This window comes from Clostridiales bacterium (assembly GCA_017569285.1).
In the GTDB taxonomy this organism is placed as follows: Bacteria; Bacillota; Clostridia; order Christensenellales; family Aristaeellaceae; genus Aristaeella.
On record CP069419.1, the window covers coordinates 1,948,152 to 1,967,204 of the forward strand.

General features: G+C 57.4%; 22 protein-coding genes. 16 read left to right on the forward strand and 6 right to left on the reverse strand.

Annotation, left to right across the window (positions count from 1 at the left end; all coding sequences use genetic code 11):
- Window position 1: 1 nt before the first annotated feature.
- From JNO48_08380 to JNO48_08440, 13 genes are all read left to right on the forward strand, one after another.
- Complete coding sequence (locus JNO48_08380; GenBank protein QTE67226.1) at window positions 2-451, forward strand: 8-oxo-dGTP diphosphatase; 450 nt, start codon at window positions 2-4, stop codon at window positions 449-451.
- Window positions 448-963, forward strand: coding sequence for a GNAT family N-acetyltransferase (locus JNO48_08385; GenBank protein ID QTE67227.1), 516 nt, complete (start codon window positions 448-450; stop codon window positions 961-963). The genes JNO48_08380 and JNO48_08385 overlap by 4 nt, the downstream gene beginning before the upstream one ends.
- Before the next feature lie 73 nt (window positions 964-1,036).
- Window positions 1,037-1,921: a MerR family transcriptional regulator gene (locus JNO48_08390; protein ID QTE67228.1), complete on the forward strand. Its 885-nt coding sequence runs from the start codon at window positions 1,037-1,039 to the stop codon at window positions 1,919-1,921.
- 21 nt (window positions 1,922-1,942) lie between these two features.
- The gene (locus JNO48_08395) at window positions 1,943-3,232 is read left to right on the forward strand and encodes an alkaline ceramidase (protein ID QTE67229.1); all 1,290 of its coding nucleotides are present in this window, start codon (window positions 1,943-1,945) and stop codon (window positions 3,230-3,232) included.
- Between the two features lie 100 nt (window positions 3,233-3,332).
- Entirely contained in the window at window positions 3,333-3,851 is a 519-nt protein-coding gene (locus JNO48_08400; GenBank protein QTE67230.1) for a nitroreductase, read from the forward strand.
- 125 nt (window positions 3,852-3,976) lie between these two features.
- Entirely contained in the window at window positions 3,977-5,278 is a 1,302-nt protein-coding gene (dinB, locus tag JNO48_08405) for a DNA polymerase IV (protein QTE67231.1), read from the forward strand.
- Window positions 5,247-5,708, forward strand: coding sequence for a hypothetical protein (locus tag JNO48_08410; protein ID QTE67232.1), 462 nt, complete (start codon window positions 5,247-5,249; stop codon window positions 5,706-5,708). The genes dinB and JNO48_08410 overlap by 32 nt, the downstream gene beginning before the upstream one ends.
- 26 nt (window positions 5,709-5,734) lie before the next feature.
- Window positions 5,735-6,190, forward strand: coding sequence for a GNAT family N-acetyltransferase (locus JNO48_08415; protein QTE67233.1), 456 nt, complete (start codon window positions 5,735-5,737; stop codon window positions 6,188-6,190).
- A 178-nt stretch (window positions 6,191-6,368) separates the two neighbouring features.
- Window positions 6,369-6,581 carry a ferrous iron transport protein A gene (locus tag JNO48_08420; GenBank protein ID QTE67234.1) on the forward strand — a complete coding sequence of 71 codons (213 nt, stop codon included), beginning with the start codon at window positions 6,369-6,371 and terminating at the stop codon, window positions 6,579-6,581.
- 14 nt (window positions 6,582-6,595) lie between these two features.
- A complete protein-coding gene (locus tag JNO48_08425) occupies window positions 6,596-6,817 on the forward strand; it encodes a ferrous iron transport protein A (GenBank protein QTE67235.1) in 222 nt (73 codons plus the stop codon).
- Window positions 6,818-6,879: 62 nt separating this feature from the next.
- Entirely contained in the window at window positions 6,880-9,342 is a 2,463-nt protein-coding gene (locus JNO48_08430) for a ferrous iron transporter B (protein QTE67236.1), read from the forward strand.
- Between the two features lie 4 nt (window positions 9,343-9,346).
- Window positions 9,347-9,520, forward strand: coding sequence for a FeoB-associated Cys-rich membrane protein (locus JNO48_08435; protein QTE67237.1), 174 nt, complete (start codon window positions 9,347-9,349; stop codon window positions 9,518-9,520).
- A 61-nt stretch (window positions 9,521-9,581) separates the two neighbouring features.
- Window positions 9,582-9,848, forward strand: a complete 267-nt coding sequence (locus tag JNO48_08440; protein ID QTE67238.1) for a cation transporter — start codon at window positions 9,582-9,584, stop codon at window positions 9,846-9,848.
- Window positions 9,849-9,877: 29 nt separating this feature from the next.
- Here JNO48_08440 and JNO48_08445 read toward each other — a convergent pair whose 3' ends face one another.
- The 5 genes from JNO48_08445 to JNO48_08465 all read right to left on the reverse strand — a co-directional run bounded on the left by JNO48_08445 (window position 9,878) and on the right by JNO48_08465 (window position 15,748).
- The gene (locus JNO48_08445) at window positions 9,878-12,457 is read right to left on the reverse strand and encodes a phosphoenolpyruvate synthase (protein QTE67239.1); all 2,580 of its coding nucleotides are present in this window, start codon (window positions 12,455-12,457) and stop codon (window positions 9,878-9,880) included.
- Between the two features lie 213 nt (window positions 12,458-12,670).
- Window positions 12,671-13,843, reverse strand: a complete 1,173-nt coding sequence (locus tag JNO48_08450; protein ID QTE67240.1) for a pyridoxal phosphate-dependent aminotransferase — start codon at window positions 13,841-13,843, stop codon at window positions 12,671-12,673.
- A 16-nt stretch (window positions 13,844-13,859) separates the two neighbouring features.
- Window positions 13,860-14,732 carry a DUF3737 family protein gene (locus tag JNO48_08455; protein QTE67241.1) on the reverse strand — a complete coding sequence of 291 codons (873 nt, stop codon included), beginning with the start codon at window positions 14,730-14,732 and terminating at the stop codon, window positions 13,860-13,862.
- 99 nt (window positions 14,733-14,831) lie between these two features.
- Entirely contained in the window at window positions 14,832-15,398 is a 567-nt protein-coding gene (locus tag JNO48_08460) for a GNAT family N-acetyltransferase (protein ID QTE67242.1), read from the reverse strand.
- A 29-nt stretch (window positions 15,399-15,427) separates the two neighbouring features.
- Window positions 15,428-15,748 (reverse strand): hypothetical protein, encoded by a 321-nt coding sequence (locus JNO48_08465; protein QTE67243.1) that lies wholly within the window; start codon window positions 15,746-15,748, stop codon window positions 15,428-15,430.
- 505 nt (window positions 15,749-16,253) lie between these two features.
- Here JNO48_08465 and JNO48_08470 point away from each other — a divergent pair.
- Window positions 16,254-17,249 carry a phosphotransferase gene (locus JNO48_08470; GenBank protein ID QTE67244.1) on the forward strand — a complete coding sequence of 332 codons (996 nt, stop codon included), beginning with the start codon at window positions 16,254-16,256 and terminating at the stop codon, window positions 17,247-17,249.
- 9 nt (window positions 17,250-17,258) lie between these two features.
- Here JNO48_08470 and JNO48_08475 read toward each other — a convergent pair whose 3' ends face one another.
- Entirely contained in the window at window positions 17,259-17,975 is a 717-nt protein-coding gene (locus JNO48_08475) for an SDR family NAD(P)-dependent oxidoreductase (protein QTE67245.1), read from the reverse strand.
- A gap of 166 nt (window positions 17,976-18,141) precedes the next feature.
- Here JNO48_08475 and JNO48_08480 point away from each other — a divergent pair, with 166 nt between their 5' ends.
- Together JNO48_08480 and JNO48_08485 are read left to right on the forward strand one after the other, a co-directional pair.
- On the forward strand, window positions 18,142-18,576 hold the full coding sequence (locus JNO48_08480) for a MarR family transcriptional regulator (GenBank protein QTE67246.1): 435 nt from the start codon (window positions 18,142-18,144) through the stop codon (window positions 18,574-18,576).
- A 1-nt stretch (window position 18,577) separates the two neighbouring features.
- On the forward strand, window positions 18,578-19,021 hold the full coding sequence (locus tag JNO48_08485) for a C_GCAxxG_C_C family protein (protein ID QTE67247.1): 444 nt from the start codon (window positions 18,578-18,580) through the stop codon (window positions 19,019-19,021).
- The last annotated feature ends 32 nt before the right edge of the window (window positions 19,022-19,053 follow it).

A 19,053-nucleotide genomic window follows, 5' to 3' on the forward strand; every position in this document is an offset into this window, starting at 1 on the left:
GATGGAACGGACGGAACGGGTAACCCTGACCAACCTGTGCATGATCGTGAACGGTACCAAAATCCTGGTGCAGGACAAGGTCGGCGGCGATGCGGGCGGGATCATCCTGCCCGGCGGCCATGTGGAGGAGCATGAGCCGGTGGTGGATTCCGTGATCCGCGAAATGAAGGAGGAAACCGGGCTGGATATCCGGAACCCCCGCCTGTGCGGAATCAAGGAATGGATCAACGAGGACGGATCCCGGTATGTGGTGTTCCTGTTCCGGGCGGAGGAGTTCTCCGGGGAGCTGGTTTCCTCGGAGGAGGGCCGCGTATTCTGGATGGAAAAGGAAGACGTGCTGAAATCCCGGTGGATCTGGCATATGGACTGCCTGATGAAAATCATCGCGGACGGGGAATATACGGAGCTGTACCTGGATTCCGCAGACGATTGGAAGCCGGTGCTGAAATGACGGGCATGATGGAAACCGCCCGGCTGGTGATCCGGCCGATGGCGGATGCGGATGAAGACGCGTTCATCCGGGGAATCGGCGACCGGAATCTCCGGGTGATGTACGGATTCCCGGCGGAGATGGACGAAAGCTTTCCGCCCCGGATATTCCGGCAGTTCCGCAGCTTGCCCGGTGCCTGCGCGCTCGAGGAAAAGGAAACCGGGGAGATGACCGGCTTCCTGCTGGACGTGGCACCGGAGCTTCCGGAAGAGATTTCCGCCCGGCTGCCGGGAAAGGGCAGAACGCTGGCATACGCGGTATATCCGAAATACCAGCGCCGGGGATATATGCGGGAAGCCCTGCGGGAATATATCCGCCAGGCTTTTGTAATGACGGATACGGCGTACATCCACTGCGGCCGTTTTCCGGAAAACCTGCCGAGCGAAAAGCTGCTGCGCGGCCTGGGTTTCCGGGAGTTTTCACGGCATACGGCGGGGAAAAAAGAGATCGTGGATGAGGTTTTCTTCCGCTGAAAAATTTTTTTCAAAAAGGTGTTGACCTTGCACTGAACTGCAATGATACCCTTCAGCCAGGGAGGTAAGAGATATGATCACAATCCAGGGATTCGCCCGGCTCTGCGGATGCAACACCCAGACCCTGCGTTACTATGACCGGATCGGCCTGCTGGCCCCTGCGAAGGTGGACCAGTGGACGGGCTACCGGTACTATGAGGAAGACCAGGCGATGATGTTCGTGAAGATCAAGAACCTGCAGCAGGCTGATTTTTCCATCGAGGAGATCAAAGGACTTCTCGGGAAGGAAGACAGTTTCCTGATGGAGGCGCTGGAGCAGAAGATCACCGAGCAGGAGCAGAAGCTGGAGCAGATCCGGAAAATACAAAGATCGTACCTCGAAGAAACCATGAATATGCAGAACATCGTGGACACAATTACCGGTTATGTGGGAGAACGGCTGGACAATCCGGCAATGTGGGAAGAATTCGGACTGGGCAAGGATGATGAAACGGAAATCACGGCCAAAGTGCATGAGCTGCTGGCGGACTGGCTGCTCGAGTGCCGGAAAACGGGCGATGAGGTTTCCCTGACGGCGGACGACAAAACGATCAGCGGACTGAAGGATATCGCGAAAAAGGTAAAGAAGGGTCAGCTGGATGACGCGGAAGAACTGATGCTGACCCGCGGGAAGCAGGAAATCGAAAGGGAAATCCCCGCCGGCGCGGAAAAGGTGCTCGAACGCAGCGGATGGGACCACATTTCAGACTTTATCGGTGAACTGCCGGATCTGGGGAACGGAAAACAGAAATACTTCCTGTTCTGCGTCCGCGAAGGCAGCCCGGTGATTGACTTTGGCTTCCCGACGATGGTGCTGGCCGTAATGGCCGCGAAGTTCAACGCGATGGACGGCGGGATGACCTGCAAAACCGCGCTGAGCGATGACGGACAGAACCATTTTGAACTGTACGTAAAGTAAAGAATTTGAGGAGAGAAAACCATGCTGCGCCTGGGATTTGCAGAGGTGGATATTACGCCGGATCGGCCGGTGGAGCTGGTCGGTTTTCACCGGAAGGACAACCGCTCAAAGGGTGTCCTGAAGCCTTTGCTTGCCCAGGCGGCTGTATTTGAAGCGGATGAGCGGTGCTGCCTGGTCACGGTCGACAGCATCGGCTTTACGAAGGAACTGACCGACGGGCTGCGGGAACGGGTGTGCCGGATCCTGGATGTGGCGCCGGAAAAGGTGATGGTCTGCTTTTCCCATACGCATGCCGCGCCGGAAGCGGACTTTGAACGGGAATACTATGAGGAAACCTGCCGCCGGATTGAGGGTGCGGTTTCCCGGGCAAAAGGGAATATGGAACCGGCTGCCGCTGGTTGGGGAAACGCGCATGCATCCATCGGGGTAAACCGCCGGAAGGTTTCCGACGCGACGGATAACCGGATCGGAATCCTGAAGGTATGCCGCGCGGCGGACGGGACGCCGAAGCTGCTGGTGCTGCGGGTTACGGCACATGCGAATGTGCTGAAGCGCGACAACTGTCGGATCTCCCCGGATTATTTCGGAAGTCTCCGGGAAACGGCCGGAAAGAAATTCGGCTGCCCGGTGATGGTGGTCCAGGGCGCGGCCGGCAATACGGCGCCGAAGTATTTCTGCTCCGACGAGACCCCGGTGGACACGACGGGCAGCCAATATATCCGGAGTGACACTGCCCTGGAGGATATGGCGGATGTGATTACCGGCAGTGTGGAGGAAGTGTACGGGAAAATCCGGTTGCAGGAGGACTGCGGTGTCCGGGTGTATTCCCGGTGGATCCGGCTGGAATCGGATGTGCCCGGCCGGGAAGAGGCGCTGCGTGTGGCCGGGGAGGCCCGGACACTGTGCGGGATTACGGATTCAGGCTGGGCGGACAAAGTCGCCCGCCTGAATGCAGCCGGGGTCCATGTCCAGGAGGAGGACGTGGAGGTCCAGTACCTGGCGGTCGGGGACGGCTGCCTGTGCGGCGCCCCGTATGAGCTGATGGTCGGCTTTGCGCTGGAAACGGAAAAGCTCCTGGAGAATGAGTTTTTCTACGCGAACGGCTATACCAACGGAAACCTGCTGTATTTCCCGACGGAAGAGGAATTCGACGTCGGCGGGTACGAGGTGTTCTGGTCCATGCTGATTTACTGGCCGTATGTGGACCGGGTATATCCATTCCGGCGGGAATCCGCGTCAAAGCTGATCCGGTTTATGGCGGAAAACGCACCGGCGGGTTTTGACCACAGCGGAAGGAATGTCCCGGACTGACGGTAAATTTCCCTTGACTTAGAGGCGGCTTCAAGGTTTAGCATAACCGTGAAGCCGCTTTTCTTTTATGGACATAACGCCTGATGAAGGAGGAATCATCATGAACGAGACCCTGAAGACCCTTGAGGAACGCCGCAGCTGCCGCAGCTACAAGCCCGATCCCATTCCGGCGGAAGTCATGGACCAGATCCTGGAAGCCGGCACCTATGCCGCGACCGGCATGGGCAAGCAGTCCCCGATCATGATTGCCGTGACCGATAAGGCCATGCGGGACCGCCTCTCGAAGATGAATGCCGCGGTGATGAGTGCAAACAACGATCCTTTCTATGGCGCTCCGGCGCTTATCATCGTGCTGGCCAACCGTGCCGTGGGCACTTACCTGTATGACGGAAGCCTGGTCATGGGTAACCTGATGAACGCTGCCCACTCCCTGGGAATTGCCAGCTGCTGGATTCACCGGGCGAAGGAAGAGTTTGACAGCGAGGAAGGCAAGGCCATCCTGAAGGACCTGGGAATCGAAGGCGATTACGAAGGCATCGGCCACTGCATCCTGGGTTATGCCGACGGGGAAATCCGGCCGGCGGCGCCGCGGAAGGAAAACTACATCTACCGGATCTGATCCTGAAACCGGATCAGCAGAAGCATCACTTCGGTGGTGCTTTTTTCATGGCGGAACGGTGCGGAAGCCTATGATTGCGGGCTTGTCCATGGTATAATCAGAAGAACGGAAAGGAGGCGGGGAGATTGCCGGAACGGCTGATTTTTCACTGTGACTGCAACAACTTCTTTGCCTCCTGCGAATGCCTGGAGCGGCCGGAGCTGAAGGATGTCCCGATGGCGGTGGCCGGGGATCCGGAAAACCGCGTCGGAATTGTGGTGGCAAAGAACGAAATTGCCAAGAAGTACGGCGTGAAGACCACGGACACCGTATGGCAGGCCCGGAAGAAATGCCCGGATATCGTTTTCGTGCCGCCGCGGCACTGGTACTACAAGGAAGTGTCCGACCGGGTCAACGCGGTTTACAGGGATTATACCGACTATGTGGAGCCGGCATCCATCGACGAATCCTACCTGGATCTTTCCGGCACACTGGAGTACTACCGGATGACGGCCCGGGAGCTGGCGGATACCATCCGCGCCCGGGTCAAAAGGGAAATCGGAATAACGATCTCCGTCGGTGTAGCGAACAACAAGATCTTCGCGAAGATGGGATCGGATTACAAAAAGCCAGATGCAACCACTGTAATCCTGGGGGAGGATTACAAAACCATCCTCTGGCCGCTGCCGGTGTCCGACCTGATGTTTGCAGGGAAGGCATCCGTCCAGCTGCTGAACCAGAAGGGCATCCATACCGTCGGGGACCTGGCAGTGCAGCCGAAGGCGCATGTGGTTTCCATGCTGGGAAAGGGCGGCGAATCCCTCTGGATCTTTGCCAACGGACTGGATACGGAACCCGTGCGCAAATGGGGTGATGTGCCGGAGGTGAAGTCCGTTTCCCACGGGATGACCTTCCGGCGTGACCTGGTAACCCGGGAAGAGATTGAAACCGGCGTGGCGGTACAGGCGGACCGGATTGCCATGAGCCTGCGCCGGCAGGAGCTGAAGGGGTCTGTGATCACCGTGCAGATCAAGACGCCGCAGCTGGTAACCATCTCCCGGCAGGTATCCCTGAATCACTATACCTGGCTGGAGCATGAGATCCGCGAGGTGGCGATGAAGCTGATTGAGGAGCACTGGCATATCGGCGATCCGATCCGGGCAATCACCGTTGGGGTCAGCAAGCTGGTACCCGGGAGTGAAGCGGCAGAGCAGCTGGACCTGTTTGACCTGATGGGGAGCGGGAACGGGAACGGCAGCAAAGACCGGGAACGGCAGGACAAAATGGAGGCGGCGGTGGACGCACTCCGCCGGAAAATGGGGAATACGGCGGTGACGCTCGGCGTGCAGCAGAACAATGAGATCGGCATCCGGCGGGAGTGGAAAAAGAAAAAGGAAGACAATGGAGGAAAAGACAATGGAGAAGGAACAGATCCAGGCATTATTTGACAAATACTGCCGGAAACTGAGAATCACACCCCAGTGGGATGTGAAGCTGGAACTGGTGGAGGATCCCGACTGGCCGAAAACCGGGGATTTCAGGATTGACTGTGAGGATCGGAAAGCAATCCTGATGCTGAATGCGAGGAACCCGAGGCAGGACAGCATGGAGGAAGTGATCATCCACGAGCTGATGCACATCAAGCTGTATCCGCTGGACCAGATGACGGAAAGCATGATCCTCAGTACCTTTCCGGAGGAATCTCCGGCGCAGGATTTCGCCTATCGCCAGTTTTTTACCACGCTGGAGCAGACGGTGGAAGAGCTGGCCAAGTGTTTCCTGCTGGAGTTCGGGGAAGACCGGGAGCTCTCCTACGGACGGTGCAGGACGAAAAAGTCCTTCAACGACCTGTATGACGGGCTCAGGAACCTGGAATAAAAAAGAGATAGATTTGGAGGAAAACCATGGCGATTATTGTAAAATCGTATACGGAGGACCGGATTGATGACGTTCTCCGCTTTGAACACGATATCCGCATTGAGGAGGAATGGGGCTGGGAGATCAATGAGGAATACCTGAAGAGCGTCCGGGCATGTTTCCGGGACGAATCCTTCCGGGATTCCATTTCCCTGCTGGCCTATATGGATGGGAAGGTGGTCGGCCGGATTGACTCCACCATGATCAAAAGCCGGTTTGATGGCTCCACCAAGGCATACCTGGACTGGATCTGCGTGGTGAAGAATTACCGCCACCGCGGGGTGGCCCAGGCGCTGATGGCGGAGCTGCGGAAGCAGCTGAAGGAGCGGGGAATCGATACCATGATTGCCCTGACGGCGTCCAACGAGGAAGCCCAGCGCTTCTACAAATCGGTCCCGGACTCATCGATGCATGATATCGGGATCTGGATTGATATCAAGTAAATCAATGATTGGCAAAATTCCTCCGGTATTTTCGGCCGGAGGAATTTTTTTGCTTTTGCCGGATTTTTTCTTTTTGTAAGCTATTGACATATTAGACAAGTTTAACTATAATACCGACCGGAGTTAGGAATTGCTAACTAATTGGGAGCAGCAATTCCCATGGACGGGAGGAGACAGGATGATGCCATTGAGCTATGCGACACCGGGCGAGGAGAACGTGATCCGGAGGATCGGCGGCAGCCCGGAGGTGAAAAAACACCTGGAGAACCTTGGTTTCGTGGCAGGCGGTACGGTGAAGGTGATTACGGCGCTGGACGGCAACGTGATCGTGAAGGTGAAGGAAGCCCGTGTGGCCATCAACGATGATATGGCCCGCAAGATAATGATCTGAGGAGGCGGCAGGAAATGAACAATCTGAGGGAAATCCCGGTGGGCGGAACGGCAAAGGTAGTCAAAATCCACGGCGAAGGCGCGGTGAAGCGCAGGATCATGGACATGGGAATTACCAAAGGCGTGGAAATCTATGTGCGCAAGGTAGCGCCGCTGGGGGATCCGATTGAGATCACTGTGCGCGGATATGAGCTGTCCCTGCGGAAAGCGGACGCGGAGAGCATTGAGGTCGAATAATTTTTTTGCGTTTATGTTAGGTATATCTAATTAGAAATGTGTAACAGAAGGAGCGAACGACCATGAATATCCGAATTGCCCTGGCGGGCAACCCCAACAGCGGTAAAACCACCCTGTTCAACGCGCTGACCGGCTCCAACCAGTTCGTGGGCAACTGGCCCGGCGTAACGGTGGAGAAGAAAGAAGGCAAGCTGAAGAAGCATGACGGCGTCACGGTGACGGACCTGCCGGGCATTTACAGCCTGTCCCCTTATACGCTGGAGGAAGTTGTTGCCCGGAATTACCTGATCGGGGAACGGCCTGACGCGATCCTGAATATCATCGACGGCACGAACCTGGAGCGGAACCTGTACCTGACTACCCAGCTGGTGGAACTGGGGATTCCCGTGGTGGTGGCCATCAACATGATGGACGTGGTCAAGAAGAACGGGGACAAGCTGAACACGGCGGACCTGGCGAAGCAGCTGGGCTGCAAGGTGGTGGAGATCTCCGCCCTGAAGGGCACCGGTGTCATGGAAGCGGCGGAAGCGGCAATCGAGGCGGCGCAGGGCGGAAAGACCGTGCCGCAGCACACCTTCTCCGGCCCTGTGGAGCATGCCCTGGCCCATATTGAGGAAGCGGCCGTGCACGGCCTGCCGGATGAGCAGCAACGGTGGTACGCCATCAAGGTATTTGAGCGGGATGACAAGGTGCTGGAGCAGCTGAATATCGCGCCTGAAACGATGAAGCATATTGAGTCCGACATCGCCGCCGCCGAAAGGGAGCTGGATGATGACGCGGAAAGCATCATTACCAACGAGCGCTATGTGTATATCGCCCAGGTGATCAAATCCTGCTACCGCAAGCACAACGCGGGCAGCCTGAGCGCTTCCGACAAAATCGACAAGGTGGTTACCAACCGCTGGCTGGGCCTGCCGATCTTCGCCGCGGTGATGTTCGCGGTGTACTGGATTGCCATGGTGGCTGTGGGCGCTCCCGCGACCGACTGGGCGAATGACGGCCTGTTCGGCGACGGCTTCCACCTCTTCGGAAACGGAACTGCCCAATATGAGGAAGCGGCGGAACGTTACGGCGATACGGACGCGATTATCGAAGCGTTCGCGGAGCAGTATGGTGTGGAAATCGACGAGGAAGAACCGGAAGGTTCGCTGAAGGCCCTGCTGGAAGCGGTTCCGGAAGACGCGAGCGTGACCTACATCACGCAGGATGAGGAAACGCTGGAAACCGAGGAACACCCGGAGACCGGAAAAGCGGACCTGCAGGCCGCGGTGGATGAGTTCCTGAGCACCGAGGAAGGCTACAAGACTGAAGCGGGCGCGCCGGATCCGGCAGCCTACGGTACCTGGGTGCCCGGTATTCCCGTCCTGGTGGAACGGGGACTGGATGCGGCGAACGCGGCGCCCTGGCTGAAGGGCCTGATCCTGGACGGTATCATTGCCGGCGTCGGCGCGGTGCTGGGCTTTGTGCCCCAGATGCTGGTGCTGTTCTTCCTGCTGGCGTTCCTGGAGGCCTGCGGTTACATGGCGCGTATCGCCTTCGTGCTGGACCGGATCTTCCGCAAGTTCGGCCTCTCCGGCAAGTCCTTCATCCCGATGCTGATCGGCGTCGGCTGCGGCGTACCCGGTATCATGGCCTCCCGGACTATTGAAAATGAGCGCGACCGGCGCATGACCATCATGACGACGACCTTTATTCCCTGCGGGGCGAAGGTACCGTTCATCGCCATGATCGCCGGGGCGATCTTCGGCGGATCCCCCTGGGTATCCACCAGCGCGTACTTCATCGGCATGGCGGCGATCGTCATCAGCGGCATCATGCTCAAGAAAACCCGCCGGTTTGCCGGTGAACCCGCTCCCTTCGTTATGGAGCTGCCCGCCTACCACTGGCCGACGCTGGGGAACGTCCTCCGGTCCATGTGGGAGCGCGGCTGGAGCTTCATCAAGAAGGCCGGCACCATCATCCTCCTCTCCACTATCCTGGTGTGGTTCCTGAGCCGCTTCGGCATCGTGGACGGCGCTTTCCGGATGCTGGAGGAAGAGGAACTGGAGATGTCCATCCTGGCCAGGGTCGGCAGTGTGATTGCCTGGATCTTCGCGCCCATCGGCTTCGGCACCTGGCAGGCCACGGTGGCTTCCATCACAGGCCTGATTGCCAAGGAGAACATTGTCGGCACCATGGGGATCCTCTACGGCGGCACCGAGGCCTATGCCAACCTGGCGGCGTCCTTTACCGGCATCGCGGCATACTCCTTCCTGGTGTTCAACCTGCTGTGCGCTCCGTGCTTCGCGGCGATCGGCGCCATCCGGCGGGAGATGAACAACGCGGGCTGGACCTGGTTTGCCATCGCGTATCAGTGCATCTTCGCCTATGCGGTCAGCCTGATGATCTACCAGTTCGGCGGGCTGTTCACCGGCAATGTCAGCGTGCCCGGCCTGATTGCGGCGCTGGCGGTTCTCGGCGGAATCATCTATATGCTGTTCTTTAAGAAGTATCAGGAAGCGACCAGACTGACCCGGAAGGTGTGAGGATATGCTTCAGGGAATCGCGGATAACGCCGGAACGATCATCATCAGCCTGGCACTGCTGGGCCTTGTAATCGGGATTATCATCCGGCTGCGCAAGGATAAAAAGCAGGGGAAATCCTCCTGCGGCGGCAGCTGCGGCCATTGCCCGATGGCCGGAACCTGCCATAAAGCGTCATAACATGCGGGAGGCGCGGGTATTTTTGCCCGCGCCTCCTGTTTCGTGAAAGGAGAAAACAGTCATGATCAAAACCACCGTGCAGGTATCGGGGATGACATGCGGTATGTGTGAGGCGCATATCAACGATGCCGTCCGTTCCGCGTTTTATGTGAAAAAGGTGACTTCTTCCCGGGCCAAAGGGGCCACTGAGATCCTGACGGAAACACCGCTCAGCCACGAAAAGCTCCGCCAGGCGATCAGCGCGACGGGATATGTGGTCCTGGGCATCAGCGAGGAAATCGTTCAGAAAAAGCCGCTGTTCGGATTCCTGCGCGGAAGGAATTCCTGAAAGAGAAAGCCGGAATAACCGGCTTCTTTTTATGACAGTTTCAGCAGGATGTGTTCCTGCGTGAGGTCATGATACAGCTCGCAGTTCCGTCCGCTGACATCGGCCAGGCGGACCACATCCTGCAATTCTGTTCCTCCGGGAATGCCGGTAATGAGATTCGGCGCCTGCGTCAGCAGCTCCGGCCGGAAATGAATGGTTTTGTCTCCCGGGAATACAGCCATATACAGGATCTGGGCTTCCACGAGGTCCTGGAAAATATGACTGCCGTAGGACAGCTCGGGATTGTAGCCCGCCCGGGTTTCCGCCATCTCACAAACGGCATCAAAGCCGCTGATATCGGCAAAGGAAGTCGGAACACCCAGTTCCGGAGAGGAGGTCCCGATCCGTCCGGGTACCATCAACAGCATGTGTTTTCCCTGCTCCCGGTATCTCCAGTTGACCTGCCCGATCAGTGCCGCGACAGCGGCTTTTTCCATATAGGGGAGATGGTAATACCGGATCGGATCGACATACGCGATCATGTCCAGTTTCACTTTCCGGGAAAGTCCCATGGATGCGCCACGAGTTTCCAGAAGGATTTCTCCTTCCGGCACATCCTCCGGAACCGCAACACCGCCGGTATCCTGGAAAACCTGCAGCGGACGGCACTGCAGCAGGTTGATCATGTACTCCCGGTCTTCCGATACGTTGATGGTGAATTCAATATCCACCGGTTCGCCGTATTCCTGCTGGATCAGGTGCATCATGCGCTGCATGCGTTCCATCATCTCCCGGTTGCGGACCAGTCCGAGGCAGGAGATAAAGCTGATATCCCGCCAGATTCCCCGCTCCCGCAGGGATGCTTCCGCTTCGGTGTCATGTTCCAGGACCTGGTTTTTCAGGTAACGCGGAAGGAACGGTTCCAGCTCCTCAAGCGGCACCCGGTTCAGGCAGCGCCCTTTCAGGTCCACTGCTTCAGCGCGGCGTTGGGAGAATTGGTGCTTCTCCGCCACGGTGGTGAAATTGGTGGCTTCCGGCTTATCGAGACTGACCAGCCGCGGATAGGAGCCTTCCGTCCGGTCCACGGCGGAAGTGCCCAGGCCCATCACCAGGCGGAGCATGCCTGCGGAGGAATCGATATCATTCAGGAACTTGTAGGGACTGAAGGAGTAGCCGACACCGGCGGCGCAGGGCATATAATAGGGGCCGTAGGCGGAGCCGGATACACGCATGACCAGCAGGGCCATCTGTTCATCCCGGTGTTCCAGGCCGTGCCGCTTGCGGTAATCCAGCGCGGAAAGTCCCGCGGAGCTGGCGTAGACGGTACGGACTGCGTTTTCGAATTCCTCCAGCCGTTCTTCCGGTGTGCCGCGGTTTGCGCAGAAAACGGATTCGTATTTTCCAGCAAAGGCATTCTCGAACCCGTCCTCCAGGATGCTGCTGGAGCGGACAATATACGGATCCTGCCCGTAATATTCCAGGATGTGCATAAACTGTTCCTGCGTCTCCCGGGAAAAGGCGCCGGTTTTCAGGCGGTCTGCCAGCTCCGATGCCAGGGTGAAGTATCCTTCATCCGTGCGCTGCCGCACCCGGAGGTCCCAGAAACCGTTGTCCACGATATAGGTGTAGAAAACGTCTGAACCAACGTAAAAGGAATCGTGGGGTTCCAGCACGCTGCTGATATCCGGGGCCAGGTTCCGGATGATGGTCCGGGCCAGCAGCATGCCGCAGGTTTTCCCGCCGACCATTCCGGTGCCGACCATATGGTCCCGGACACGGAAGTAGTCCTCGGGCCGGAAGTGCTTTTTGACGAGTATCCGCAGGCGCTCGTCGCGGGTCATCATGATATTGCACATCCGGCTGCACTGCTCGTCCACGGGGATCCGGTTTTCATGCAGTACCTTTGCCTGGTTGAAGAACCGGTCCCAGGAATCCACATACTGTTCTTCCAGCGTTCGCTGGAAGCTGTCCATCACCTGGTAGAACCGGCTGGACTGTACACCGTCCCGGATCGGAAGGACGGTTCCGTCTGCCGGACGGTAAAGGTGGGGAAGGAACATGGTTTCGGAATTGCGGTTCCAGACCTTCTGGGGCCGGATATATACCGTATCCCGGTCCGGGTCAGAGTATACGTCCAGGAATAGCTGGGTCGTATTCATGATTTTGGTGATCGCGTTGAACGAATGCCTTCCGCGGATGATCGGGAAGAAAGCGACCGTATCGAGAATGAACAGGAACGGGCAGGTGACCCGGAAGAAATTGCCCATCATCAGGTCGGTGGCCCAGGCAGTCTGCAGCTCAGAAAGGCAGTCGAACACATAGAAGGCATCGCGGCCTTCCGCTTCGATATGCCGGTGGATTTCCACCGTAAACGTTTCGAACCGGTGGGAAAGTGGTACGATGATTCGTTTCACTTCCGGACATTCGAGTACCAGCTCGGGATGGCTGGCAAACCGGAAGTAGATGATCTTCCGTCCGTCCCTTTTTGCCTGTTCCACAAACGGGTCCGCGAAACGGCGGAACTCGCTGAGCTCCGATACCCGCCAGACCACGTTATCGCCCATCCGGATAAAATCCAGCGCCTTGTCCAGCGCGGGAATGCCGGAATATACCTGATCAAAGGCAGCCATGGGGATCCCTCCTGTTGCCTGTATGGTCATTTCTTGGAGCATCTGCCCGGAAAACAACAAAGGAGTCCTTTCCGGACTCCTTTGCCTCTTAACCAAAGTATATCATGTTCCAGCCGGATTGTATACACCGGATTTCCGGCGCCCTGCCGGAAATGAAAGAATGGATCTGCGATGTGCTGATCCATTCGTAAAAAACAGGATTTGCTGAATGATTTATGTACGGCTCCGCCACAGGTCCAGGCCGGTTTTGAGGCGGTTCAGCCCGTCTTCCAGCATGCTGCGGGGGCAGGCGGTGTTCAGGCGCAGGAAAAGGTTCCCGTTTCCGTTGTATTCCGCGCCGGGCATCACAAACAGCCCGGTTTTTTCGCGGATAAACTGTTGCAGCGCTTCGGAGTCATCCGTGTACCGGCTGACATCCAGCCACATCAGGTAGGTGGCGTCCTGCGGAAGGGCGTAAACGTCCGGCAGTTCCTTTTCAAGGAAGGAGCGGACGGTGTTTTTGTTTTCCTCAATGTAGTTGCGGAGGGCAGTCAGCCATTCCCACCCCTCATCGGAGAAGGCGGCAACCGCGGCATCCACGGCAAACGCGTTGGGCTCGGCTACCTCGTCGGTATTCAGCGCGCGGTTCATCCGCTGCCGCAGGCCCTCCTCCGGAACGAAGACCGCGGCGGTGTTGATTCCCGCGATGTTGAAGGTCTTGGTCGGGGCCAGGGCGGTGATGCTGTTCATGCGGCAGGTTTCATCCACCGAGGCGAAGGGCACATAGGCACAGCCCGGCGCAGTCAGGTCGCAGTGAATTTCATCGGCAAAAACCAGCACATGGTGCTTCTTGCACAGGGCGCCGACCTGGGCGAGCTCCTCCCGGCTCCAGATTTTTCCGGCCGGGTTCTGCGGGTTGCAGAGGATCATCATGGTGGCCAGCGGATCGGAAAGCTTTTTTTCCAGGTCCTCAAAGTCCATCTCATACTTTCTGTCCCGGTAGATGAGCGGATTCTCGAGCACCCGGCATCCGTTGTTGACGATGGAATTGACGAAGGTGTTGTAAACCGGCGTCTGGATGATGACCTTCTCCGCGGGGGTGGTGAATTTCCGCACCGCTGTGGACAGGGCGGGAATGACCCCGGTGGTGAAGATCAACTCCTCATTGCGGATTTCCAGGCCGTGGTGCTTTCCCCACCAGTTCCGGTAGGCGTCGAACAGCTTGTCCGGAAGGATGCTGTAGCCGAAAACCCCGTGGGCGGCCCGATTCTCAATTGCCCGGCGGACACAGGGTGCGGTGGGGAAATCCATATCCGCCACCCACATGGGCAGTTCATTTTCCGCAACGTCCCATTTCAGGGAACCGGTTCCGCGCCGGTCGATAACTTCATCAAAACGGTAATCCATTTTTTCAGTACCTTCTTTACCAGAGCGTGTCGGGAGAGTCCAGCGTCTCTCCGATGTCATTGCAGATGATCTTCGTCAGGGAGGGATCGATCCGGTCCTTCTGGATGACCAGGTGGCTGATCTTATCGGCCTTGATGCAGCCCTTTCCGGGATTGAACACGCTGTCCACGGTGCCGCGGATATCCGCCTGCACATCGGAATACTCAAAGGCGAGGGTGGTATTGATCAGCCGGCAGTTTTTCATCACCAGGTTGTCCACGTAGCACATGCCCTGCAAGCTTTCGATCGTGCAGTCCTCCAGGGTCAGGTTCTTTCCGTTCCAGCCCAGGTATTCGCCGGTGATGAACGAGTTGCGGACCACGACGTTCTCCGTGTTCCAGAAGGCGTCCTTGCTGGCCAGGTGGGAGTTGGAGATTTCCATATTCACAACGCCGTCAAAGCTGTAGTCGCCGATCAGGTCCAGGCCGTCCACTTTGACATCCCGGCAGTTCATGGCGAAATACGGGCCGCGGGCCTTGACGTTTTCCATGGTGACCCCGGTACAGCTCCACAGGGTTTCCAGCGCGTTGGAGAATAGGACGTTGGAAAGCTTTACGTCATGGCAGCGGCGGAAGTTCTTCGGCCCCTCGATAATGGAGTTGCTCACGAAAATATGGTCGGTATACCAGATGCCGGCGCGGGCCATTTCAAAGAAGGTAACCTGGTCAAGGCTGATGTTCTTTCCGTACCAGAAGGGGTACTTGTAGCGGAACAGGCTCTCGGTTGCCGTAATATTCTGGCATTCCTTGCAGGGCGATTCGCCGCTCTCAAACACACAGCCGTTGATGACGGCGTCCTGTTCACCGAAAAGCGCCCGCTCCCCTGTGAATTTCATATCCTTATATTCCATTGAAATCTCCTCCGTACGGTCTGCCGGCCGCTGTCAGTCGTTTATTTTTCCCGGAATCCGGGGAACAGGAATATTATAAGACTTAGAGTGAACTTTAAGTCAAGCATTCCCGGCCTGCCGGGCCAGATAATCTTCCCGCGTCAGGAGGCAGGACTCGATATCCTTCACCTGGCCGTCCCAGGGGCGTGTCAGCGGATAGGACTTGTCGAAGCGGAACCCGAAGGAAGCGGCCAGCCGTCTGGAAGGGGTATTGTCCGGGTCGTATCCGTAGCGGAAGTCCGCGGCCCCCAGCTTCCGGAAGGCAAGGTCCAGCAGCAGCGCAACGATTTCCTTCCCGTAGCCGCAGCCGTGGTATCTGGTGCCGATGCAGATTCCGCATTCATCAAAGTGCCCCGGGTCGGATTCCGCGATCGCGCACATGCCGATGGCTTCATCGGTCTCCTTCAGCGCCACAAACCAGGCGAAGTGCTCCTTCTGGAAGGCGATGCTCCTCCGGCACCGGTCGATGGCTTCCTCTTCCGTCCGGGTGGGCGGGAACAGCATCCACCGGTAAACGGCCTCATCGCCCCATACGTTCTCCAGCATGGACCGGTAATCGGTTTCCTTTGCCTTCCGCAGGATAATATGTTCCCCGCAGAGTGTACTGTACATCTCTTCCCTGTTCATCTTTCAGCATCCCCCTGTGTCCTGTCAGTTTACACGGCTTTTGCCGGCTTGGTCAATACCCGTTCCGGCCATACCGGGGCCGGTGCCGGGCCGGGACAGACCTTGTGTGCCGGAAGCATTTCCGCGTCACACAGGCCTTCCCGGCCCAGCAAATCCACCACCTGTTCCAGGTCCTTCTCCCGGACCAGGACGCCCCATCGCTTGTCTTCCGCCGGTGTATGGAATATGCTCGTGAAGAATACGTCCGAAAAGGGCATTTTATGGGGGATATGTTCACATTTCAGGATTTCACGGACCCGGAAGACATCTTCCGTTTTCCATTCCGGGCCGATCTGTTTCCATTGACTCATTCTGATCTCCTCTTTTCTTCCCGGCCCGCGGCATCGCGGGCGTTTTTCTCTTTTTTGGGTAAACGAAGCCCACCGGCTTCATGTTCGGCCGGGGATCCTGCCTGCTGCCACAGCAGGATCCGCCTGCCCCGAAGGGTACAAAAATACCGCCCGTCCATTTCCGGACGGGCGGCCGATCGGACTGAACAAAGCCGGCGGGATTACGCCGCGGAGCTCTTCAGCCAAATGGACACGGGTCCGGCAGTGATGGACTTATCGGTAGTCTGTACCTGGGCAATACGGGTGCGGGATGCGGTAATACCAACGGTCCTCATACGAAGAGCTCCTTTCCTGAAAAAGATTGGGACGACTATACAACGAATCAAAACCGGTGTCAAGGGGGAAATTACCATTTTTGACATCTTTTTTTCGATGCTTACTGAACGGGCTGATTTCCCGTTCCGGTTTTCCGGAATCCATGGTATGATGGGAAACAGCAAAAAGAATGAACAATGGGGAATGCGGCATGACACAGGAAACAATCGCGAAGCTTCTGGATACTCGGGGACTGGGAAAACCTGTTTCCCCGGCTGTTCCGGTTTCCGGCGGCCTGGTGCACCGGATGTTCCGGGCGGAAACAGCGAAGGGTGTGTATGCCGTCAAATGCCTGAACCCGGAGATCATGAAACGCCCGGGCGTGATGGAAAACTACCGGCGGGCGGAAAAGCTGGAACAGGTCCTGGAGAATGCCGGCATTCCCCTTGCGCCGGCACTGGCGCTGGACGGGCAGAAGATGCAGGAGCTGGACGGGGAATACTTCTATGTTTTCCGCTGGCAGGAGGGCCGGATTACAGACTGGCAGAACATCACGGCGGAACAGTGTCGGCAGGCCGGGAAAATCCAGGGCCGGATCCACGCGCTGCAGCCTGCGGAAAAGCATACAGAGCCGGATATGAGCCGGATTGACTGGCATGCGTATACGGAAGAAGCAAACCGGCAGGGCAGTCCGGTGGCGGAACTCCTGCGGGAGAACGAACAGCTGCTTTACAGCGCCCAGAAAGAGCTGAACCGCGCGCGGCGGGCGCTGCCGGATATTGTCTGCATCACCGACGAGGATATGGATCCCAAAAATGTGATGTGGCATGACGGGAAGCCCGTGGTGATTGACCTGGAGTGCCTGGACTACGGCAATCCGGTATCACACGCGCTGCAGCTGTCCCTGCAGTGGGCGGGCATCACCACCTGCAGCCTGGATCCGGAAAAAATGGAAGCGTTCTTTGACGGATACCTGGAGGCATATGACAACGGCTTCCGGGATTACGCGGGAGTGCTGGGCCTGGCGTATACGTGGATTGAGTGGCTGGAATACAATATTACCCGGGCGCTGGGAAAGTGCCGGGATGAAAGCGAACGGGAAACGGGCATTTCGGAGGTCCGGAATACAATCAGCCGGATCCGGTACATCCGCGAAACGGAAGACCTGATCCGGCAGCAGCTGATTCACCTGTCAGAAAAGAACTGAAAAACGGGATTACCAGGGATAGGGCTCGCCGGTGTGGGTGATGAACACCGGACCGTCCTTGTCGTGCCGTTTGGTCTCGAACAGCTTGCGCAGGGTCTCCGCGTGCTCGTAGGGATCCAGCGGCGCTTCGGTGTTGCCCGGGTTGGTCCGGATCCAGCCGGGATGAATGCAGATGATGTTCAGGTTCGGATCATCCTTAATGTAGTTGCGGACGGTCATGGTCAGCATGTTCAGCGCGGCCTTTTCCGTGCCATAATCCAGGTAGAAGGTCCGGTAGCATTTGCCGATGGAGCCGGCTTCGGAGGAGATGTTCACCACCAGCGCGCCGATCTGGCTCTTTTTCAGCAGCGGCATGAAAGCCTTGATGACCCGGATCGGGCCGACCGCGCCGACGTTTACCGCCGGGGCGATGAGGTCCAGGTTGAAATCCGGCAGTTCCTTCATCGTGTCGGCTGAAGCCGTGGTGGCATTGTTGATGATCAGGTCCAGGTGGGTTATGAGGCCTTCCGCTTCCTTCGCTGCGGCGTTCACGGACTCCGTGGAGGAGATATCCATGGTGAGGATATGCAGGCGGTCGGGATATTCCTTTTTCAGCTCTTCCAGCGCCTCGGACGGGCGCCGGATGGACGCGAATACGCAGTCACCGTTTTCCAGATAACGTTTCACCAGGTTGAAGCCCAGGGCATAGGGCCTTCCGGTACCGGTAATCAGTACAGTCTGCGGCATATTCAATTCCCCCTTCTTTATTTTCATCATAAGCCCTTGAGTTCACTCTAAGTCAACAGAGAAACAGGAGAACTTCTGTGTGCCGGGTTGGTTTTTTGTTGCAAAAATAAACAGTTGACAAACGCAACTAAAGTGAGTATCCTGTCCGCATAAGGAGGACGGGCATATGGATCGTGTGAAGCTTTTCCGGGAATATACAAGGGAACTGGAATTCCACCTGGCAGTGCTGAACCAGTCGGACTGCTGCCAGTGCGGGATCAATGAATCCCAATGTTTCCTGATTGTGGAGATCGGCCGGAAGCCCGGAATCTGTGTGAAGGAGCTTGCGGAGATTGTCGGCCTGGATAAAAGCGGCATCAGCAGGGGTGTGGAGGAACTGGTCCGGAAGGGCTATGTAAACCGGGAACCGTCCCGGGAGGACCGCCGCTGTGTCGTACTGTCCCTTACGGAGAGCGGGCAGGCCCGGTTTGACCGGATCGAAAATGATATGCACGCGAAGTTTGCGGCTGTCCTGTCCCAAATTGATCCGGAAAAGCAGCAGCAGGTACTGGAAGCCCTGGAAATCTACAACGATGCATGCAGGAAGGCGGAACGGGCTTAAGATGACAAGAAAAGAAAAAGCCCTGGACTATTTCAGCCGGGGTTTCCACTGCTCCCAGGCGGTCCTGGCTTCCTGCGCGGATTTATGTTCCCTTACCGAGGAGCAGGCGCTGAAGCTGGGTGCCTGTTTCGGAAGCGGTATGCGGAAGGGCGAGGTGTGCGGGGCGTGCTCCGGAGCACTGATGGTCCTGGGTTCCCTGTACGGACAGCACGATATTTCCGATACGGAAAGCCGGCAGGCCGCCAACGAGGTGAACGACGCGATGATGCGGGGATTTGCGGAAGCCTGCGGCTCCTATGTGTGCAATGACATCCTCGGCTGTGACGTTTCAACGCCCGAAGGCGTACAGTATGCCCGGGGAAACAATCTTTTTAAGGAACGCTGCCCGAAGATGGTGGCAGCGGCCATGGACGTGCTGGAAAAGATCCTTCGGGAAAGAAAATAGTTTGATCTTCAGGAAACCGGGACAGAGAAACG